18 protein-coding genes are annotated in these 19,251 nt (G+C 53.8%); 1 reads left to right on the top strand and 17 read right to left on the bottom strand.

All coding sequences use genetic code 11. From position 1 onward, the window contains the following. The 4 genes from ACOJWD_RS07555 to ACOJWD_RS07540 all read right to left on the bottom strand — a co-directional run. On the bottom strand, window positions 1–740 hold a 740-nt coding region (locus ACOJWD_RS07555), incomplete at its 3' end, for an ABC transporter ATP-binding protein (RefSeq protein WP_486992614.1). Window positions 741–967: 227 nt separating this feature from the next. Continuing rightward, window positions 968–2,980 carry an NAD-dependent DNA ligase LigA gene (gene ligA / locus ACOJWD_RS07550; protein WP_486992613.1) on the bottom strand — a complete coding sequence of 671 codons (2,013 nt, stop codon included), beginning with the start codon at window positions 2,978–2,980 and terminating at the stop codon, window positions 968–970. After that, entirely contained in the window at window positions 2,970–5,108 is a 2,139-nt protein-coding gene (locus tag ACOJWD_RS07545; RefSeq protein WP_486992612.1) for an ATP-dependent helicase, read from the bottom strand. The genes ligA and ACOJWD_RS07545 overlap by 11 nt, the downstream gene beginning before the upstream one ends. A 49-nt stretch (window positions 5,109–5,157) precedes the next feature. After that, complete coding sequence (locus tag ACOJWD_RS07540; protein WP_486992611.1) at window positions 5,158–5,616, bottom strand: hypothetical protein; 459 nt, start codon at window positions 5,614–5,616, stop codon at window positions 5,158–5,160. A gap of 169 nt (window positions 5,617–5,785) precedes the next feature. Between ACOJWD_RS07540 and ACOJWD_RS07535 the strand changes: the two genes are divergently transcribed. Next, a complete protein-coding gene (locus tag ACOJWD_RS07535) occupies window positions 5,786–5,920 on the top strand; it encodes a hypothetical protein (RefSeq protein ID WP_486992610.1) in 135 nt (44 codons plus the stop codon). A 664-nt stretch (window positions 5,921–6,584) separates the two neighbouring features. On the opposite strand, the gene ACOJWD_RS07530 is transcribed toward ACOJWD_RS07535, so the two are convergent. The 13 genes from ACOJWD_RS07530 to purB form a co-directional block, all read right to left on the bottom strand. After that, window positions 6,585–6,872, bottom strand: a complete 288-nt coding sequence (locus ACOJWD_RS07530; protein WP_486992615.1) for a YerC/YecD family TrpR-related protein — start codon at window positions 6,870–6,872, stop codon at window positions 6,585–6,587. A 116-nt stretch (window positions 6,873–6,988) separates the two neighbouring features. Beyond that, entirely contained in the window at window positions 6,989–7,654 is a 666-nt protein-coding gene (locus ACOJWD_RS07525) for a hypothetical protein (RefSeq protein ID WP_486992609.1), read from the bottom strand. Between the two features lie 186 nt (window positions 7,655–7,840). After that, window positions 7,841–8,224, bottom strand: coding sequence for a hypothetical protein (locus tag ACOJWD_RS07520; protein ID WP_486992608.1), 384 nt, complete (start codon window positions 8,222–8,224; stop codon window positions 7,841–7,843). 22 nt (window positions 8,225–8,246) lie between these two features. Then, window positions 8,247–9,488, bottom strand: coding sequence for a phosphoribosylamine--glycine ligase (gene purD / locus ACOJWD_RS07515; protein ID WP_486992607.1), 1,242 nt, complete (start codon window positions 9,486–9,488; stop codon window positions 8,247–8,249). Window positions 9,489–9,499: 11 nt separating this feature from the next. Then, complete coding sequence (purH, locus tag ACOJWD_RS07510) at window positions 9,500–11,014, bottom strand: bifunctional phosphoribosylaminoimidazolecarboxamide formyltransferase/IMP cyclohydrolase (RefSeq protein ID WP_486992606.1); 1,515 nt, start codon at window positions 11,012–11,014, stop codon at window positions 9,500–9,502. Continuing rightward, entirely contained in the window at window positions 10,996–11,607 is a 612-nt protein-coding gene (purN, locus tag ACOJWD_RS07505; RefSeq protein ID WP_486992605.1) for a phosphoribosylglycinamide formyltransferase, read from the bottom strand. The genes purH and purN overlap by 19 nt, the downstream gene beginning before the upstream one ends. Then, a complete protein-coding gene (gene purM / locus ACOJWD_RS07500) occupies window positions 11,604–12,614 on the bottom strand; it encodes a phosphoribosylformylglycinamidine cyclo-ligase (protein ID WP_486992604.1) in 1,011 nt (336 codons plus the stop codon). Before purM ends, purN begins: the two co-directional genes overlap by 4 nt. Then, on the bottom strand, window positions 12,607–13,983 hold the full coding sequence (gene purF, locus ACOJWD_RS07495; RefSeq protein ID WP_486992603.1) for an amidophosphoribosyltransferase: 1,377 nt from the start codon (window positions 13,981–13,983) through the stop codon (window positions 12,607–12,609). The genes purM and purF overlap by 8 nt, the downstream gene beginning before the upstream one ends. Continuing rightward, window positions 13,980–16,157, bottom strand: coding sequence for a phosphoribosylformylglycinamidine synthase subunit PurL (gene purL / locus ACOJWD_RS07490; RefSeq protein WP_486992602.1), 2,178 nt, complete (start codon window positions 16,155–16,157; stop codon window positions 13,980–13,982). The genes purF and purL overlap by 4 nt, the downstream gene beginning before the upstream one ends. Then, the gene (purQ, locus tag ACOJWD_RS07485; RefSeq protein ID WP_486992601.1) at window positions 16,158–16,850 is read right to left on the bottom strand and encodes a phosphoribosylformylglycinamidine synthase subunit PurQ; all 693 of its coding nucleotides are present in this window, start codon (window positions 16,848–16,850) and stop codon (window positions 16,158–16,160) included. Continuing rightward, window positions 16,847–17,098, bottom strand: coding sequence for a phosphoribosylformylglycinamidine synthase subunit PurS (gene purS, locus ACOJWD_RS07480; RefSeq protein ID WP_486992600.1), 252 nt, complete (start codon window positions 17,096–17,098; stop codon window positions 16,847–16,849). Before purS ends, purQ begins: the two co-directional genes overlap by 4 nt. Further along, the gene (gene purC / locus ACOJWD_RS07475) at window positions 17,098–17,796 is read right to left on the bottom strand and encodes a phosphoribosylaminoimidazolesuccinocarboxamide synthase (protein ID WP_486992599.1); all 699 of its coding nucleotides are present in this window, start codon (window positions 17,794–17,796) and stop codon (window positions 17,098–17,100) included. Before purC ends, purS begins: the two co-directional genes overlap by 1 nt. A gap of 1 nt (window position 17,797) precedes the next feature. Further along, window positions 17,798–19,120 (bottom strand): adenylosuccinate lyase, encoded by a 1,323-nt coding sequence (purB, locus tag ACOJWD_RS07470; protein ID WP_486992598.1) that lies wholly within the window; start codon window positions 19,118–19,120, stop codon window positions 17,798–17,800. Between the last annotated feature and the right edge of the window lie 131 nt (window positions 19,121–19,251).

The following is a 19,251-nucleotide window of genomic DNA, read 5'->3' as shown; positions in this document are numbered from 1 at the left end:
TCGCGGAAGATGTCTACTGTGGTGCCTTCCTCAACCACTTTACCGGCATACATTACGGCGACTCGATCACACATTTCAGCCACGACCCCTAAGTCGTGAGTAATGAGCATAATGGCGGCGTGAAACTCGCTTTTAAGCTTTTTCATGAGTTCAAGAATCTGCGCCTGAATCGTCACATCCAACGCCGTGGTCGGCTCGTCCGCAATCAAGAGCTTAGGATTACAGGCCAACGCCATCGCGATCATAATACGTTGGCGCATACCACCTGAGAGTTGGTGGGGATATTCCCGGGCACGCCGCTCGGGTGCAGGGATTCCTACCAATCGCAACATTTCCACCGCACGATTAAATGCTTCTCTCTTGGTCACCTGTTGGTGCAACACCACCGACTCCGCAATTTGATCGCCGACCGTGTAAACCGGGTTCAATGAACTCATGGGTTCTTGAAATATCATCGCCATGTCATTACCCCGAATTTTGCGCATTTCATCGGGAGATTTCTTGAGCAGATGTTCTCCTTGGAACAGAATGTCGCCTCCCACAATACGTCCTGGGGGATTTGGCACAAGCCGCATAATTGATAAAGAGGTCACACTTTTACCACTACCCGATTCGCCCACGATTCCTAAGGTTTCTTCTTGATTAATGTAAAAACTAATGCCGTCAACCGAGGGCACGACCCCTTCATCGGTAAAAAAATGTGTTTGAAGATTATTGACCTCCAGCACGCGGTTTGCCACGGCGCTCGCTCCTTCCCGAAATCATCGAATGCTTCCATTCGATATCAGACTATCGAAAAATATAAAGAATTTAAGGTCGAGTGGGATACATGGTTCGACACCTCTTACCCATGTACACCATTATAGGGTCGTAGCCCTGTTGGGACAATGGATAAATTTAGCGTAATCGCTGTCAATGTGCCGTATATGCCACCGTATGATGCGTTAACCGACTTGACACAAATAATTTACCCGTGGTGATTCGCTAACCAAGACAAAAATTCCTCCTCGTTCATGACTGAAATTCCTAACTCTCGTCCACGCTCCAGTTTGGCACCAGCCTTTTCTCCATATATCACTGCCGTTGTATTCTGAGACACCGAACCTGTGACTTGCGCACCGAGCGATTGGAGCCGTTGCTCGGCCTCCTTGCGAGTCATCGATGTCAGCGTTCCCGTTAGTACCAACACCTGACCCTCTAAGGGCTTTAATGCCACTTCAGTGCGCGGTTCTTTAGTATTGACTCCTAAGGCAACCAACTGATCGAGAATTTTCATATTGTGCGGCTCGCGAAAAAATTGATACACGCTCTCTGCTGTCCGCGGCCCCACGTCAGGAACGGCCACCAAGGTCTCCACATCTGCGACTCGCAGCGCCTCGAGTGTCTCAAAGTATTGTGCCAAAGCCATCGCCCCCCGCTCACCGACAAAGCGAATCCCGAGTCCATAGAGAAGTCGCGATAATGGCTGGCCTTTGGATTTCTCAATACTCTGGTACAACTTTTCCGACGATAGATCGCCAAATCTCGGGAGAGTCCGAATATCATCAAAAGTGAGTCGGTAAATGTCTGCAATCGACGCGATTCGTTTTTCGGCCAAAAAGACATCCACCGTCTTTTCACCCAATCCTTCGATATCCATGGCATCGCGTGAAGCGAAATGAATGACCGATTCGCGCAATTGAGCGGGACAACTTAATCCTGCCGTGCACCGGTGCGCGGATTCACCCGGTATTCTTACCACGCTGGCACCACAGGCAGGACAACGATCCGGGAATTGAAAGCGCACACTGCCCTCAGCCCGCAATTTTGTTTCCACCCGCACCACTTCCGGAATAATTTCGCCGGCCTTCCTCACGAAGACCTGATCTCCAATCCGAACATCCAGTTCCCGCAAAATGTCTTCATTATGCAGCGACGCCCGACTCACGCGAGTGCCTGCCAAAAACACCGGATCGAGTTCGGCCGTCGGCGTCAGGGTTCCGGTACGCCCAACCGAAATCACGATATCACGTATCGTGGTCAAGGCTTCTTCCGGCGGAAATTTGTAGGCCATCGCCCATCGGGGTGCCGTGTGCGTCGCTCCTAGCAGATCGTGCCATGCCAGACGGTCCAGCTTCAGCACGAGTCCATCAATGTCAAAATCCAGATCCGGACGGTGGTTCTGAAATCGATCGATGAACTCTTTCACGTCTTGATTCGACCGACAGAGGTGCCAGTGATCTTCTACTGGCAATCCGGCCTCCTTTAGCCACGCTAATGCTTCGCTTTGGCGCGCTACGGGCCAATTGCCCTCGAGATCGCGAATCTCGTAGATGAACGCAGAAAGATTCCGCTCGGCGGTAATACGCGGATCGAGTTGACGCAGTGAGCCGGCCGCCGCATTGCGCGGATTAGCAAAAGGCACGAGGGACCGCGTCAGACGATCGCTGTTAAGCGCCTGAAACTGGCTTCGGGGCATATAAACTTCACCCCTAAACTGCCCTGAGAGGGGATAGCGCAATACTTTCGGGATGGCCTGAATTTCTCGGACATTCAGTGTCACATCCTCACCCACCGCGCCGTCTCCACGCGTCGCCGCGCGGAAAAGCGCTCCCTCCCGGTATTCCAAAATGACGCTCAGTCCGTCAATTTTTAACTCAGCGGTCCATTCTAACGCAGCATCGTCCGAAATTGATGCCCGAATGCGCAGAGCATAGGCTTCAAATTCTTCATACGAATGAAGATTCCCGAGGCTCAGTACGGGGCGCTCAAATTTCACTTGCTTAAAATCTCCCAGCGGCTTTCCCCCCACGGCCGTGGTCGGTGACGGTTCGCCTTCTGGCGTGGGTTCTAATGCCTCTAAGCGTTTAAGTTCAGCCACCAGTTGATCATATTCAGCGTCTGACACCTGCGGGGTATCCAACACATGGTACTGATAGCTATATTCCTTCACGACATCGCGCAATTGGGCAATCTTGATGCTAACCCCCTCAGGCGCCACTCGTTTCCATCTCCTCCCGTGTCAATTGAGCAAACTTGGCAAGAAATGACCGCACTCCACCCCCCGGAAACGCAATCGTCACCTCGCGCTCGTCCCCATCACCGCGCAGGGCCACAATGGTTCCCCATCCAAATCGTGGATGTCTGACACGTTCTCCGAGACTTAATCCTTCCATGCGATGATTCACTGCAGCCGTCGCACGATCTGGAGCTGCAATTCGTTCTCCGCGACCTAACAGGCTTTCCGGGACTTCTTTAAGAAAACGTGAGGCTGGATTGGCTGAAGTTCGGCCTAACATGGTACGTGTTTCCGCGCACGTTAAATGTAGCTCCTCTTCCGCCCGCGTCAATGCCACATACATCAGCCGCCGTTCTTCTTCAACGGTGCCGTCGTCCAACGACCGCATATGCGGAAAGACACCTTCCTCCAGACCCGCCACAATCACCACAGGAAATTCCAATCCCTTGGCACTATGCACCGTCATCAGCCATACCCCGCCGCCATCTTCATTGGTTTCATCCCAATCGGATACCAGAGACACCCATCCCAGAAATTCACCCAAGTCAGGCGTTCCCTGCTCGTCTTCAAAACGTTTGGCCTCCGAAATCAGTTCTCCAATGTTTTCTAGACGGTCGTCCGCCTCACGCGTCTTCTCTTGGCGCAATTGAATCATAATGCCACTCGATTCGGCAATGTGCCGTACCCGATCCGCCAAACCCACGTTAGACATGTCATAAAAGCTCTTCAGTAATTCCGCTAGTTCCCGTGACGCCCGACGCGCTTGCGCCGATAATCCCTCGATTAGGTCCGCTTCCCCTAGGGTATCCACTAAGGACTGACGATGCTCGTCGGCGTATTCCCGCAAACGCCTTTGTGCGACATCGCCAATGCCCCGACGAGGATAATTAATAATCCGCAACAGAGACAAGTCATCACTCGGATTGAAGACGACCCGCAAGTACGCCAACACGTCTTTGACTTCTTTGCGCTCATAAAATCGTTTACCGCCCACCAAACGATAGTTAATACCTGCTCGCGACATCGCCATTTCAAACGCTCTCGACTGGGCATTGGTGCGATAGAGTATAGCGCAATCTGACAACCGCCGACCCTGCCTAACCGCCTCGTGAATCACCTCAGCGGCATACCATGCTTCGCTTTCTTCGTCTGGGGCTCGATAGACACGAATTTTCTGTCCTGATGCTTTATTCGTGAAGAGTTCTTTCCCTAATCTTTCCTGATTATTTCTCACCACCGCATTTGCGGCGTCTAGTATGATTTGGGTCGAGCGATAATTTTCCTCCAGACGCACAATTTGCGCCCCAGGAAAATCGCGTTGAAACTCTAAGATGTTACGCATATCGGCGCCACGCCAGCCATAAATGGACTGGTCATCGTCACCCACAGCGCATAAATTCCCTTCGGGCCCCACCAGATGCCGCACAAATTGGTATTGGGCCATGTTGGTGTCTTGATATTCATCCACCAACACGTATCGAAAGCGTTCTTGATATTGCAAGCGGATTTCGGGTTTGGTCTCGAGTAGCGACACAGTTTGAAAGATTAAGTCGTCAAAGTCTAGGGCATTGAGGGCCTTTAACCGCCGCTGATACCGCTTGTACACCTCCAACACGCGCTCACCATAAAAGCTATGGTCTTCCCACTGTTCGGGAGACTGAAAACGATTTTTTGCACGACTGATGCCGTTAAGAAAGAGCGATGGCGGCCACTCTTTGTCGTCCCAGTTTAATTCCTTTACAATATCTCTCAGTAATGCCTTGGTATCGTCGGTATCATAGACCACAAATCGAGAATCATAACCGAGTTGTTGAATATTTTCCCTGAGAATCCGCACCGCCACGGAATGAAATGTGCCTACCCACATAAATCGACTCTCGGGCCCGATTAAGGCGCTAATACGGCTTTTCATTTCGCGTGCCGCTTTATTGGTAAAAGTAAACGCCAAAATTTGGCTGGGGTGAACTCCTTGGCTTTGAATAAGGTGTGCAATGCGATAGGTTAAGGTTCTTGTCTTGCCGCTACCCGCCCCCGCCAATACGAGTACCGGACCATCAATGGCAACACACGCCTGCCGTTGTGGATCGTTTAATTCATCAAGCAAATTCATTGAGGTTCCTCCCAGCTGTAATACCTCAATTATACCAGCATGGAGAACCCTAATGCCATGATTGATAGAGCAAGCCCGATGGGGGATAGCTGGGAAGCTTTCCGCTATAGCGCATTGGGTTCACCCGCGTATCAATCACCAGACCGAAAAAATCGTCATCGGGTTGATTCACTTGCTTCACACGATATCCTCTCTGCGTCCAAAGTGCCATCTGACCTTCAGCTAACGACGCGTGCTCAGCAACAATTTCCACATCCACCAAACAGTGCAACGACAATGGCGCACACCATACCGGGGCTCCCTGACGGAAGGTCTGGTCCAAGCGACCCGCTCCCTGGATAAAATGCCGTGCTAAGAGGCGCTCCCCCAACGCGTTCAACTCGTCCGCGGCTTGCTGGTACGGTTCGTCCCACGACCAAATCGTTAGCTGGCCACCGCTGATCGAAAATCCCCGCGGCGCTCCGTTATAAAAATAACCCAACTCCGTCATATATCCCGTGAGGTCCATATGTTATCTCCTCTCAATGCTTTATTATAGTAATGCATTAATATAATTATGCACCAAGCGCGAGGCATCGTCTAGATTGTCTTAAAAAAGTGATCGTTATGATCGTCGGCCCGGTGTACCGACCATTTTTAGGCCCAGTCATTCCCCAGAAAACTCGCATGGTGACAAGATGTCGAGGACATCGCGGGAACAGAGTGGCGTGGTGACCCGTGCCCCGCGACAGCGCGATTTAGAGATATCCAGCATCGCGTTTGTCTTAGCCTTGCATCACCTGATGTCTAGTGTCGGGCATGCCGTGGCCTAGTTCTTCTCGTCCAGCGATAGCGCAAGTTTCCCACTGGGCCGTGAGGCGATTCGATTTATAGTCACCACGAGATAAAAATTTTGGACTCGGATGGTCATCTCGACACCCGCGTTGTGGATAGTCAAGCCCTCCAGCGGGCGCCTAAGACGTGGTTACTCGACTTCATGACGGAAGATGCGTCTTTTACGTGCTGTCAAGCCTCTATTTCCGTGTAGCGGAGTCTTCTAAGCCCCAAGAACTTAATCTAGGAAATTTCGGGAGCTACGCATTTCTCCAATGCGAAGTGTGACAAGATGGCGACCGAGCGTTCTTTCTAGATACCCAAGCCTCAACTCAAACGGGCGATTGCCGTCGACCTTAAAGCCGGATTTCCACTGGATTGACAGAGCTGCTTCGGCGGATATCGCCAAGATTACCGGCACCCCGGCCCTAAGTTGAGAACCATGGTGTTCTCGTAGACGCACTAGTGCGGGCCGCAACGCAAAAGCTCCTGTCGTTAATCCATCAATGTTCGTCGCACGGAAAAGGGGCACTTATAAAAGTGACCCTCTGGACTGTCCCATCCGCACGACATGCATATCAGCACGCCACAGCATGTCCTTCTCAACTTTGGGAGGTCATCGACAAAAAAAGCTCAAGCAATCCAAGCTCATTGCACTGATCCTTATTTTTTAACCCGATCTAACACTAAACGATAGCCATCGGCTCCAAATGTCAAGCAACGCTTGACGCGAGAAATGGTGGCTGACGATGCGCCGGTAAGCTTCTCAATGTCATCATAGGTTTGGCCTTCATCAAGCATCCGTGCCACCGCTAAACGCTGGGCAATGGATTGAATCTCACTTATCGTTAACATATCTTCCAGGAGTGCATAACATTCGTCCACAGTGGTAAGACTTAGAATAGCCTCGCATAACACATCGGTGTCGTGCGTCTTCAATTTTGGATTCATATGGAAAGCGCAGCTCAAACTGCGCGCCCCTCCTCTATACCCTTTTAGTGAAATATCTCGTCCTCATTTAGCATACCCGGGTCACTTCCGACCTGCAACCTTTTGGGGTCACTCGCCTATCCAGAACTGCTCCCTCCGCCGCTAGAACTCCCCCCACTCGAGCTGCCGCCCGATGAGCTTGAGCTCCCCCCGCCACTTGAGGAAGATCCCCCGCTTTGTGAGCTCGACTTGCCGCTACTCGAACTCGAGCTGGAACTGGTCGCCATTTTCATCAACGACGACTTCACCGCCATATCTATGGTTGAGGTCATTTGCGGCGTCGCAAGGGACTTGGTCACATCCAATTCGATTTGCTTTTGGATGGTAGGACTGGCTAACGCCATAGCGACCGACTTCTCTAATGCTGTCTGACCTACGGGACTCATTAATGCCAAATCAAGTTTGGTTGATGAGACACTCTCTCCAATCACCTTTTGCATTTTCGGTGTTTCCATTTCGTCGCGAACCGCCTTCTGAATTTCCATTGAGGGAGAACTTGACGAGCTACTATCGGAGGAACTGCCACCGGAAGAACTGCCACCGGAAGAACTGCCACCACTCGATGATCCCTTGTCGGAGGAGCCTCCAGAACTGGAACCACCGCCACTAGAATCGCTGGAATGATGACTGGAACTGGTACTCCCGTGCTCTGGCGACGGCGACCCCATGCTCACGCTACACCCTGCCAACATCAGTGCACCTAGTACTACCGCTGTTGCATGCTCCCACCGCCGCCCAACCATGGCTGGCACCTCCCGTCAATCTCTTGTGGAAGGATTCCCAACCTGGTTTCATCTTAACAATCCAATTAATTCCTTGCGCCAGAGTCTTGTGCCGCTCTGAGATAATTCTCGGCCATCCCGTTCGCATTCCATGCCGCATCCCGGTTCACACGGCGAGGCAACACGCGTCCCATAGGCGACATTGATTCAGCCATCGACATCGTGTTCTTGAAATAATAATGTTTGTGCGAGACCGCTGTCCGCGATGGGCATCGGCCGCCGCGTAAAGGATTGTCGCTGCCGATGATGGCAATGGCACTTTCCCGCACCACATCGCTCGCCATATCCGTTCAGGGCAGCATCCCCGGAGCGTAGCACGCGTCCACAACATCCACAGGTCGCCCAGGTCTCCCCATGCTGGCGTTCACCCAAATCATTGGTGATTTCCCAAGCCTCATATCCGCAGCCGCTGCACGTATAGCTATAAGCTTCAGAAAACAGATCGGGCCGCCAGTGGTAATATTCAAAAACTAAACTCTCACACTGAGGACACGATGCGGGCTGGCGTAAACGTCGCTGATGACGTCCCATCTCCGCAGTCCCCCTCTCTTCATCACCGCTGTTCGGCATGACTGGCAATGTCCTGCCGATAGTAACTCAACGGAAAGTCAATCTGCTCTACTTGATCATACGCTAGGCGTCGCGCATGCTCAAGAGTCTCGCCTTCTCCCACCACCGCAAGCACCCGTCCACCCACACTGACGATCTCGCCCTCACGAGATTCGGTGCCGCCGTGATAGATCTCCGCATTGCGAAGCTGCTGATTCACGTGAATAGCCATGCCTTTTTTCGGATCATTGGGATAACCCTCGGCCGCCATCACTACGGCGACGGCAAAAGAAGATGGCTGCGGGAGTGACGGCACCTCTCCTCGGCTCACCCGCTCCCACACATCCCACCAGTCACATTTCATGATGGGAATCACCACTTCCGTTTCAGGGTCTCCGAGCCGCACATTAAATTCGAGCACCTTGGGCCCCTCAGCGGTCATCATCAGCCCCGCATACAGCACTCCCCGATATAAGAGGGATTCCGTCTTGAGGTACTGCATGATAGGGTCAAACACCTGTTGGTTAATTTGCGCCCGCTCTCTGGAACTTAATTGCACAAATGGTGCTTCGGCCCCCATCCCCCCGGTATTGGGACTGTGGGGATCCGAATTTAACCGTTTATAGTCTTGTGCGATGGGCAACCATTCGTAATGACTACCATTGGTAATCACTTGCACAGAAATTTCATAGCCCACCAGGTAATCTTCCCACAGCACCCCTTCGTCAAATGGGCGCGATTGCGATTCCCATTCGCCGACCACCGCTTCAGCGTCATCGGCTGATTCGACAATGCGAACTCCTTTTCCTTGAGCCAGTCCACTTAATTTCAATACCTTCGGCCAGTGAGACTCCCGCGCAATGGCAGTCCGCAACTCCTGCGCAGAAAAGTGCGTTTGGGAACGGGCAGTCGGAATACCATACTCCGTCATGACCGCCTTAGCATGATCCTTACTACTTTCTAACCGTGCCGCCGCTTGATTCGGGCCCACAACCAAAAACCCCATGGTGCGCAAAGCGTCCGCCCAGCCTTCCGCCAGTGGAGCCTCCGGACCGATGACCACCAACGGACGTCGAACGCCAAAATATGCCCCGATGTCTTCCGGTGTGCTCGCGGCTACGATGGTCGCGTCATGCGCGATGCCGCCGTTTCCGGGGCTTGCCCACACCTGAGCCCCACTCATTTTCAATGACCGGACTATAGCATGTTCACGCGCCCCGGACCCTATTACTAGTGCTTCTCGCATCACCCGTCCCCCTAGTGTCGAAAGTGCCGTTCTCCTGTCACTACTAATGCGATTTGATGGTTTTCGGCGCCATCGACCGAATCTTGATCGCGCACCGATCCCCCCGGCTGCACAATCACAGTGATCCCGCGCTCTGCTGCCAATTCCACCACGTCGCCAAAGGGGAAGAAGCCGTCTGAGGCCAGCACGGCGCCTCGGGCCCCCTCGCCGGCGCGGTCTAGCGCCTGGCGGGCGGCATCGATGCGATTAGTCTGACCGCCCCCAATGCCAAGGGTTTGTCCATCCTTGACCACCACGATGGCGTTGGACTTCACCGATGCCACAGTGGTCCAAGCCAGTGTCATATCCTCCACTGTTGTCATATCTTGCCACCTCGGACCTGCGACCTGGTGCCACATCGTATCCGACACCGTGACAGCATCACTCGGTTGAATCAAGAATCCTCCCAACACGCCCTTCAGATCCCATGACGGCATCCACTCAAACGGCATCACCAAGACCCGCAAGTTTTTCTTAGCGCGAAAGACCGCTTGTGCCTCGTCGGTCACGGCGGGAGCAATAATGACCTCCAAAAAGATTTCCGTCAATCTTCGCGCCAGTGATTCGTCAATCGGCCGGTTCAGGGCCACCACCCCTCCAAAGATCGAGACCGAATCTGCCGCATGGGCCTTCTCGTACGCCAATCCAATGTCTTCACCCAGTCCCACTCCACAAGGCGTCTGGTGTTTCACGGCCACGGCCACGGGACTCTCAAACTGCACGGCCAATTTGACGGCTGCATCCGCATCCGCATAGTTATTGAACGAGAGCGCCTTTCCTTGAAGGAGATGGGCTGCGGAAAATCCCTCTTTGGCGGCATAATGATAAAAGGCGCCCGGCTGATGAGGATTCTCACCATAGCGCAATTCGCCGGTCCGGGTTCCTGTCAGGGTCATCTGCTCCGGCCAGGTACCATTAAAATCATCCGCCAATGCCGAGGCAATCACGCCGTCGTAATAGGTGACATGCCGAAAGGCCTGCACCGCTAATTCGCGTCGATAAGCATCATCGCGCTCTGTCGCCGATCGCTCTAGATAGGATGCATATTGCTCCGGAGAGACCAATATCGCAACGCGCTGATAATTTTTTGCCGCGGCGCGAATTAGCGAAACACCCCCAATGTCAATTTCTTCAATGAGCGCATCGCCCGTAAGCCCTTCTTGAAAACGGCGCTCAAACGGATAGAGATTCACCACCACCACGCGAATATCGGGCGCTCCCATAGCCATCCGTTGTTGCTGATGGCTCTTTTCCGAGGTCGCTAAGAGGCCTCCGTAAATGAGAGGGTGAAGCGTCTTGACGCGACCTCCGAGCACCTCTCCAAACCCCGTGAGGGACTCCACCGAATGCACTTCGAGCCCTTTCTCTCCAAGATACCGAGCGGTACTGGAGGTGGCCAATAGCTTCAATCCATCCCTCACAAATTGTCGTGCCAAACTTTCTAATCCGGTTTTGTCGCTAACACTGATTAACGCCCATGAATCCATGGTTCAGCCTCCTTAGGATAGTGCACTGTTGAGTCTTTCAGGGTGACCAGACCGTCATTCATGGCATGGAGAACCCGCGGATAGAGCCGGTGCTCAGCCTCATGAATACGCTCTTGAAATGTCTCAAGCGAATCTTCCGGATACCGCGGTACCGGTACTTGGCTAATGATGGGACCACTGTCATGCCCCTCATCCACAAAATGCACCGTCACACCACTCCACCAAACCCGGTCGTGATAAGCCCGCTCAATTGCTTCAAGACCGGGATAGGCCGGTAAGAGAGAGGGATGTAAGTTAATAATGCTCCCCGGATATCGCCGCAATATCTCAGGGGTGAGCCAGCGCAGAAATCCTGCCATCGCTACCGCATCAATCTGATGTTGCCGCAAGAGTTCAAAGAGCGCCTGGTCATACAACGTTCGATCGGGATAATCTTTTCCGCGCAACACCGCGCTTTTCACATTAAACTCACGGGCAATATCTAATGCCCCCACTCCCGCTTTATGCGAAACCACCAGGTCCACCGTCAGCCCACTAGCGAGGATAGCCCGCAAGTTGGATCCTGTCCCTCCGACTAATACCGCCCACCTCATCGCACCGTGACTCCCTCTTTGTCCACAACAGTCCCAATGGCATAGGCGGCCATGCCATGCTTCTCGATGACACGTTGCGCCTCTATGACTTGGTTTGGAGGTAGGACAATGGTGAATCCAATGCCACAATTAAAGGTGCGCAGCATTTCATCTTGGGGGATGTTGCCCCAGTCTTGAATCATTCGCATTTCCGGTAGGATGGGCCAACTATCCCACACTAACTCCACCCCCACCGACCCCAGTGTACGAGGCAGGTTTTCCCGAAGTCCTCCACCGGTAATGTGCGCCATGGCACGCACATCGCATGTCTCCCACAAGTCTCGCACCACCGACACATAAATGCGCGTCGGGGTGAGTAGAACGTCACCGATGGGTTGACCTAAGAGGTCGCTTGCCATGTCAATTTTTCTCTTCTCTAAAATGGTACGAATCAATTGATAGCCGTTGGAGTGAAATCCGGATGCGGCAATGCCGAGGACCACATCTCCTAAAGACGGCTCATGGTCGGCTCGATAGACTCGACGTCCCACCGCAAATCCGGAGAGGTCAAAATGATTCTCGTGGTACAGATCCGGCATCTCCGAGGTTTCCCCACCCAACAATGCACAGCCCGCCTGCCGACATCCTTCGACCATGCCCGAAACCAGGTCTCTCACCCGTTCAGGGACAATCCGCCCCATGGCCAAATAGTCCAAGAAGAATAGCGGCTCGCCGCCCGACGCTAGGACATCATTCACATTCATCGCCACCAAATCAATCCCGATGGTGTCATATTTCTCCAATTGTTGGGCAAGCAGTAACTTTGATCCAACACCGTCGGCCCCTGCCAAAATCTCTTCTTGCCCCAGTTTAAAGGCGCCGGCAAAGCCCCCGACATCGGTTACCACTTCGCTGCGCCGGGTGCTCTGGGCTAAGGGCTTAATGAGTTCCACCGCCCGGTTGCCGCGATCGATACTCACTCCTGACGATTCGTAGGTGATATGTGCCGTGTCATCATCCCTAAACATGGACATCCTCCTCTTCGATAGGTACCGGATACCCGCGGCCAAAGCAGGCCAAGCACCATCCTTGACTCCCCAGGGCATCGACCAATCCCTCCGGCGAAAGAAACGCCAGCGAGTCGGCTCCAACCATTTCTGATAATTCCTTGACTGTCAGGTTACGAGCCGCAAGTTCCCCAGCCCTTGAGGTGTCAATCCCATAGTGGCAAGGCTCAAGGTATGGCGGTGAGGCAATTCGCATGTGCACCTCTTTGGCACCGGCGCGCCGAAGTAGTCCAATGATGTGCCGAGAGGTGGTACCTCGCACCAAACTATCGTCAATGAGTATCACTCGGCGCCCCTGAACCACTTCTTTCACCGCCGAAAGCTTTAATTGCACCCCTTGAGAGCGATCTTGGGCCTTTGGCGCAATAAACGTCCGCGCAATATAGCGATTTTTCACCAACCCGAAATCAAACGGAATGCCCGAGGCCTCCGCAAACCCCATCGCAGCCGGCAAACTGGAATCAGGCACGCCCACCACAACGTCACCTTCGGCGGGGTGCTCTTCAGCCAACTTTTTCCCCAACACCCGCCGCTTCAAATGCATTGACTCCCCTTGCAACTGCGAATCTGGACGGGAAAAATAGATGACTTCAAACGCGCAGGTGTTCTCCGAGGTTCCCACTGAAAATTGTCGCGAGACCGTCCCCGCCGCGCTGATGTGAATCATCTCTCCCGGACGAATGTCCCTTAACCACTGGCCACCAATCATATCGAGAGCACAGGTTTCTGATGCCAACACCCAGGCTCCATCAGGTGTCCGACCCAATACCAGGGGACGAATACCATGCGGATCGCGCATGCCATAGAGCCCTTCGGTGGTGAGGAGCACAAAGGCAAAGCCCCCCTTGAGCTGCGATAGTGCTTCCAACAAGGCGTCCTCAAAATTGCTCTCAGCACTGCGCGCCAGCAGATGGGCCAGCACTTCACTGTCACTCGTCCCTTGAAAGATGGCTCCCTCCCTCTCCACGGTTCGGCGCAATGAGGCATGATTGACTAAATTCCCATTATGCGCCAATGCCAATGCCCCAAATCGCGTGTGCATCAAGAGTGGCTGAGCATTCACTTCTGCCGACTCACCGGTGGTGGAATAGCGGACATGGCCAATGGCTGCGTGCCCCGGCCTCCCGGCCTGGTTTTTAGCACTCACCGCATCTTGCAAGAGCCCCATCCCTTTGTCGACCACAATGCGATTTTCGTTGAGCAGCGCAATGCCGCCACTCTCCTGACCACGATGCTGCAAACTGAAGGTGCCCCAATAGGCCTTTAAGGCCGCTTCTGGGTCACCCCAAATTCCAAACACCCCGCACTCTTCATGGAGTTCTCCGCTCACTGACTCACCTCCGCATGACGTCCACGCCATCGCGACAACAGGTCACTGCGAGTCCATTGATACTTTTCATCCACTCGAAGAAGACCCGTATCGGTGACAATTCCCAATTCGTACACCGGCACCTCTTTCTGGCTGAAATACGACTGGAGCTCTTTAAGCTCCGATTCCTTGATTGTCGCCAGCCATTGTAACGGCGCCTCGTTGTAAAACCGCAAGGTTTTCTCTTCCGAACGGCTCTCTTTCAGGGTAATGTCCAACCCCAAGCGATAGTCGCTTCGGGCCATCATCCGCACCAGCGTGCCGGCCATGCCGCCCTCGCCCACAACGCTGACGCTGGTCGTGTGAGCTTTGTTCCATTGACGCACCGCCTCGAGCGTTGAGGCCACCCGTTCCAATCGGGCACGAGGATAGCTATCCCCACTCCCGGACAAAATCGCTGCCACGGAGCCACCCCACTCGAGTGGACCGGGGTTAATCATGATTACTCGATCACCAACCGCCAATAATCGGTCCGCCACTACGTCAAGCGGTTCAGGATGCGAACCCACGACGCCGATAATCACCGTCGGCCAAATGGACTCTCCCGAGGTTTCGTTATGCAGTGAGACATTGCCCCCCGTTACTGGAACACGAGCCGCTTGCGCGGCATCGGCCACACCCCGTATGAGAGCCGCCAATTGCGTATAGCTCTCGTCTTTATCGGGATTCCCTGCATTAACTCCATCGGTCATCCCCATCGGCGTCGCCCCTGATGCCACCACCGCGGCCAGGGACCGAAGCACCGCCCCTTGGCCTCCGGCATAGGCGTCGACGGCCGACCAGCGTCCTGGGCCTGCTACAGCCACCACCAATCCCCGATCTTCCCCACGTAGGCGCAGAATGGCGGCATCATGGCCCGGGCCCTGGATCGTATTGGTTTGAATCATCGAATCGTATTGGCGATAGATGGGCTCTCGGTCCTGCATATCCGGGTGCTCCAGCACCCGCAATAATAGACCCACACTAAAAGACGGGACGGTCTCTTCCTGAGAAACCGCAACGGACGCATTGAGGCTGTCCCACCACCGGGGATCCACTGCCCTTCTCGGCGCGTCGTCGACCAACCACTCCGCCTTCACATCCGCGACCAATTCGCCCTGAAACGAAAGCTCAAGATGCCCGGTGTCGGTGATGTCGCCGATGACGCTCATCGCCACCTCATGTTGAGCGCAGATGGTCGAAACGCTATTTAAATCCTCTGGAGTGATCGTCATCAGCATCCGCTCTTGAGTTTCGGAGAGCATGATTTCATACGGGGTGAGGCCAGGCTCACGCAGCGGCACCTGATCTAACCACAGGTGAGCTCCCACCCCACTACTCGCACACAATTCCGCCACCGCTGAGGTCAATCCCGCAGCCCCTAAGTCTTGCAATGCGGCTAAATAGCCGCTCTCCACCAGTGCCAGTGTGCTCTCCATGAGAAGCTTACCAAGGAATGGATCGCCAACTTGGACTGTCGGTCGCATATCGGCACCGTCGTGGGAAAAATCTTGCGACGCCAAAAGACTCGCCCCGTGAATTCCGTCGCGACCGGTTCGTTGTCCGAGAAGGATGATCAATTGACCCGCTCGTGCAGTGGAGGCGTCAATGCCTTTTTGGGGATGGCGCACCCCCACGGCCAAGACATTCACTAAAGGGTTGGTCGCATAGGTAGGGGAATAGCCAATATCGCCGGTCACCGTGGGAATACCAATGGCATTTCCGTACTGCCCAATGCCCTTCACGACCAGATCTCTCAGATGCATACTCTTCTCGTCCAATCCAAACCGTAACGCGTCAGCCAGCGCAATCGGACGAGCCCCCATGGCAATGATGTCTCGCAAAATCCCCCCCACACCAGTGGCCGCCCCTTGAACCGGCTCCACATAGGACGGATGGTTATGACTCTCGACCTTAAACGCAATATGCGCGGTGTCTGTCAGACGCACCACACCGGCATTCCCACCCGGACCTTCAACCACGTAGTCCCCCTCATGCGGCAACCGTCGCAAAAGGTTCTTGGTATTCTTATAGCTACAATGCTCCGACCAGAGCGCCCCAAATAGGCCCAGTTCCACATCATTGGGCTCGCGTCCCATGAGATCCACAATCTTCGCATACTCCGAGGCATTTAGGCCCACAGACTGTGCCCGCACTTAGTTTGTCTCCTCTCTCATCGGCAAAAGCCACGCTTGCAACAGTTGCGCTCCATCTGAGGAACCAAGATACTCTTCCATGGCCCGTTCAGGATGCGGCATTAAGGCGGCCACCGAGCCGCGCATAATGCCGGCGATATTGGCGAGCGCCCCATTGGGATTGGCCAATCCCGTTAACGACCCAGCCTCATCCACGTATTGCAACCACACCTCTCCGTGATCGAATAGCGTCGCCAACTCCCCCGACGCCACAAAGTAGGAACCCTCTCCGTGAGCAATCGGAAGACGCATCACATCCCCAGCGGCCAAACCGGGAAAACGCGGCGAGCTCTCGACAACCCGCAGCGTTTGCCAATCGCAACGAAATTGCCCATGGCGATTCGGTCGCAGCACCCCCGGCAAGAGCCCAGCTTCGGTCAAAATCTGAAATCCATTGCAAATCCCCAATACCGGCAATTCGCGCGTTTGCACTTCCGCTTTGATAGCCGCCATAATAGGAGCTTTGGCAGCCAGCGCTCCCCCACGAAGATAATCTCCATAGGAGAAACCGCCCGGCAATATCACTCCTGACACGCCGGATAGGTCATCGTCTCGATAGTCAATGTGTTGAACAGAGGCGCCCAGTTGCTGCAAGGCATAGATGGTGTCGCTATCGCAATTGGACCCAGGAAAGCTCACTACACCAACCTTCATGATTCCACCACGTCTACCTGATAGATCTCCATGACCGGATTGGCTAATACCTCTTTCGCCATTGCGTTCGCCACCTCTAGAGCTTGATTACTGTCCGATGCCTCTAAGGTGGCCGTAATGTGCCGTCCGATGCGGACCTCTTCCACAGAAAATCCCATTTGATGGAGCACTCCTTGGGTCGCCTCTCCCGCAGGATCGAGAATTTCTGATTTCAACGTCACGGTAATCGTTGCACGATATCGGGCCACTATGCCATCACCCTTCGGTAGATTTCTTGATAGGCTTCTTCGACCCCGCCCAGATCCCGCCGAAATCGGTCCTTGTCCAAGCGCTCGCCGCTAGCTTTGTCCCACAAACGACAGGTGTCAGGCGATATTTCATCGCCAAGCTTCACGTCTCCTAGCGCATCCCGGCCGAATTCTAGTTTGAAGTCAACCAAAATAATGTCTCTTTGAAGGAAAAATGGTTTTAATACTTGGTTGATTCGCAGCGCTTCCTGGCGTAACCGGGCCACCAAGTCGGGACTGGCGAGACCCAATAAGCGAATATGATCGTCGTTAAGTAACGGGTCGCCGAGGGCATCATTTTTATAATAGAATTCCAGTATCGGTTCATCCATGGGCGTGCCTTCGTCGAGGCCGGTGCGCTCATGCAGGGAGCCTGCCACCCAGTTGCGCACCACCACCTCCAGAGCAATCATCGACAGCTTGTCGACCAAGAGGTTGCGCTCGTCAATCTGTTCGCGAAAGTGGGTCATGATCTCATGCTCACCGAGCCACTGCAGAAGTCGGGTGGTCACAGCCGCATTGACCACTCCCTTACCCTGAATTTCGGCTTTCTTCTGACCGTTAAACGCGGTGGCGGAGTCTTTATATTCGACCCGCACCACATCCTCTTGCTCGGTGGTATAGACCTTTTTAGCTTTTCCTTCATAGATGAGACTCATGTTAGTTGCGCTCCTTTTCATCGTCCAATAGTCCAATGCGTGCATAGATGCTATCGACTTCTTTGAGATACGGCTCAATAGCAAATAGTGTCTCCAACTGTGGCGGACTCACTAAGGTGCCTACCTCAGGGTCCTGCAAAAGGCGCTCCTTAAATGTTTGCGATTTATCCCGCGTGGCTAATAGTGCGTGCCGTTGTACCACATCATAGGCATGATCACGGCTCAAGCCGTGATCTACCAACGCTAACAGCACCTTCCCCGAAAAGACCAGTCCTCCGGTCAGGTCAAGATTTTCTCGCATCCTTTCCGCATGGATGGTCATTCCTGTCACGATGCGGGTCATCTGTTCTAATAGATAATCCGCCAATGTGGTGGCATCGGGAAGCATCACGCGCTCCACAGACGAATGCGAAATGTCGCGCTCATACCAAAGAGGCATATCCTCGAGCGCCGGAATAACATAGCCACGCAAGAGACGGGTCAGGCCTGATACTTGTTCGCACTTCACGGGATTCTTCTTATGCGGCATGGCGGATGATCCACGTTGGCCGCTCGAAAACGGTTCTTCCAATTCCCCAATTTCTGTCCGTTGCCCATGACGAATTTCCGTCGCCATTTTGTCCAAGGTTCCCCCTAAAATCGCAAGGCTCGTCACCACTTCTGCATGACGATCACGTTGCAACACCTGCGTGGAAAGCGGTGCTGGGGTGAGACCCATCTTCTCTCCCACATAGGCTTCAATGGCCGGTGGCAGACTCGCGTAGTTGCCCACCGGACCTGAAAGTTTCATGACGGCCATGTTGTCCCGGGCCCTTACGATCCGCTCGCGGTCACGGCCCAATTCCAGCCACCATAATGCCCATTTCAACCCGTGACTGGTCGGTTCCGCATGGATCCCATGCGTCCGCCCGATCGTGGGTACCTCGCGATTTTCAAGGGCCCGTCGCCTAACCGCCCCTCGCAGCGTATCAATATCCTCTAAAATGAGGTCCAATGCCTCGGTCAAGAGCGACGCTAGCGCGGTATCGACAACATCTGTCGAGGTCAGGCCAAAGTGAATATACTTGGCGTCATCTGCATCCACCGTTTCTGATACCGCCGTAATAAACGCCAGCATGTCATGATGATAAATCGCCTCGTGGGCTTCCACCTGGTCCGCCGAGACACTAGCTCGCATGCGCAATCGCTCTGCTACACCACGAGGCACCTGTCCCAATGTTTCCCATGCTTCAGTAGCCCAGATTTCTACGTCTAACCATCGTTGGTAACGATTTTGATCCGACCACAATTTTTGCATCACCGGTCGTGAATACCTCTCAATCATTGCCCCACCCCATATCCGAACTTTATATATTAATTGTATCTCAAACGTTCGACAACAAACAACCCTTATAGCGATATCGGACACCGTAAACGATGCCTGTTCAAGGCTCACACAAATGAGATACTGGCATC

It is taken from the genome of Sulfobacillus sp. TH-112, from assembly GCF_057473405.1.
Note: the sequence above shows the minus strand (reverse complement) of the source record. Positions and strands in the feature narration are given on the sequence as shown.

Excerpts from the sequence above, each read along its gene's own strand:
- ACOJWD_RS07545 (WP_486992612.1), bottom strand. The coding sequence starts at position 5,108 with ATGAATTTGCTTGATGAATTAAACGATCCACAACGGCAGGCGTGTGTT.
- ACOJWD_RS07540 (WP_486992611.1), bottom strand. The coding sequence starts at position 5,616 with ATGGACCTCACGGGATATATGACGGAGTTGGGTTATTTTTATAACGGA.
- ACOJWD_RS07535 (WP_486992610.1), top strand. The coding sequence starts at position 5,786 with ATGTCGAGGACATCGCGGGAACAGAGTGGCGTGGTGACCCGTGCCCCG.
- ACOJWD_RS07530 (WP_486992615.1), bottom strand. The coding sequence starts at position 6,872 with ATGAATCCAAAATTGAAGACGCACGACACCGATGTGTTATGCGAGGCT.
- ACOJWD_RS07525 (WP_486992609.1), bottom strand. The coding sequence starts at position 7,654 with ATGGTTGGGCGGCGGTGGGAGCATGCAACAGCGGTAGTACTAGGTGCA.
- ACOJWD_RS07520 (WP_486992608.1), bottom strand. The coding sequence starts at position 8,224 with ATGGGACGTCATCAGCGACGTTTACGCCAGCCCGCATCGTGTCCTCAG.
- purD (WP_486992607.1), bottom strand. The coding sequence starts at position 9,488 with ATGCGAGAAGCACTAGTAATAGGGTCCGGGGCGCGTGAACATGCTATA.
- purH (WP_486992606.1), bottom strand. The coding sequence starts at position 11,014 with ATGGATTCATGGGCGTTAATCAGTGTTAGCGACAAAACCGGATTAGAA.
- purN (WP_486992605.1), bottom strand. The coding sequence starts at position 11,607 with ATGAGGTGGGCGGTATTAGTCGGAGGGACAGGATCCAACTTGCGGGCT.
- purM (WP_486992604.1), bottom strand. The coding sequence starts at position 12,614 with ATGTTTAGGGATGATGACACGGCACATATCACCTACGAATCGTCAGGA.
- purQ (WP_486992601.1), bottom strand. The coding sequence starts at position 16,850 with ATGAAGGTTGGTGTAGTGAGCTTTCCTGGGTCCAATTGCGATAGCGAC.
- purC (WP_486992599.1), bottom strand. The coding sequence starts at position 17,796 with ATGAGTCTCATCTATGAAGGAAAAGCTAAAAAGGTCTATACCACCGAG.
- purB (WP_486992598.1), bottom strand. The coding sequence starts at position 19,120 with ATGATTGAGAGGTATTCACGACCGGTGATGCAAAAATTGTGGTCGGAT.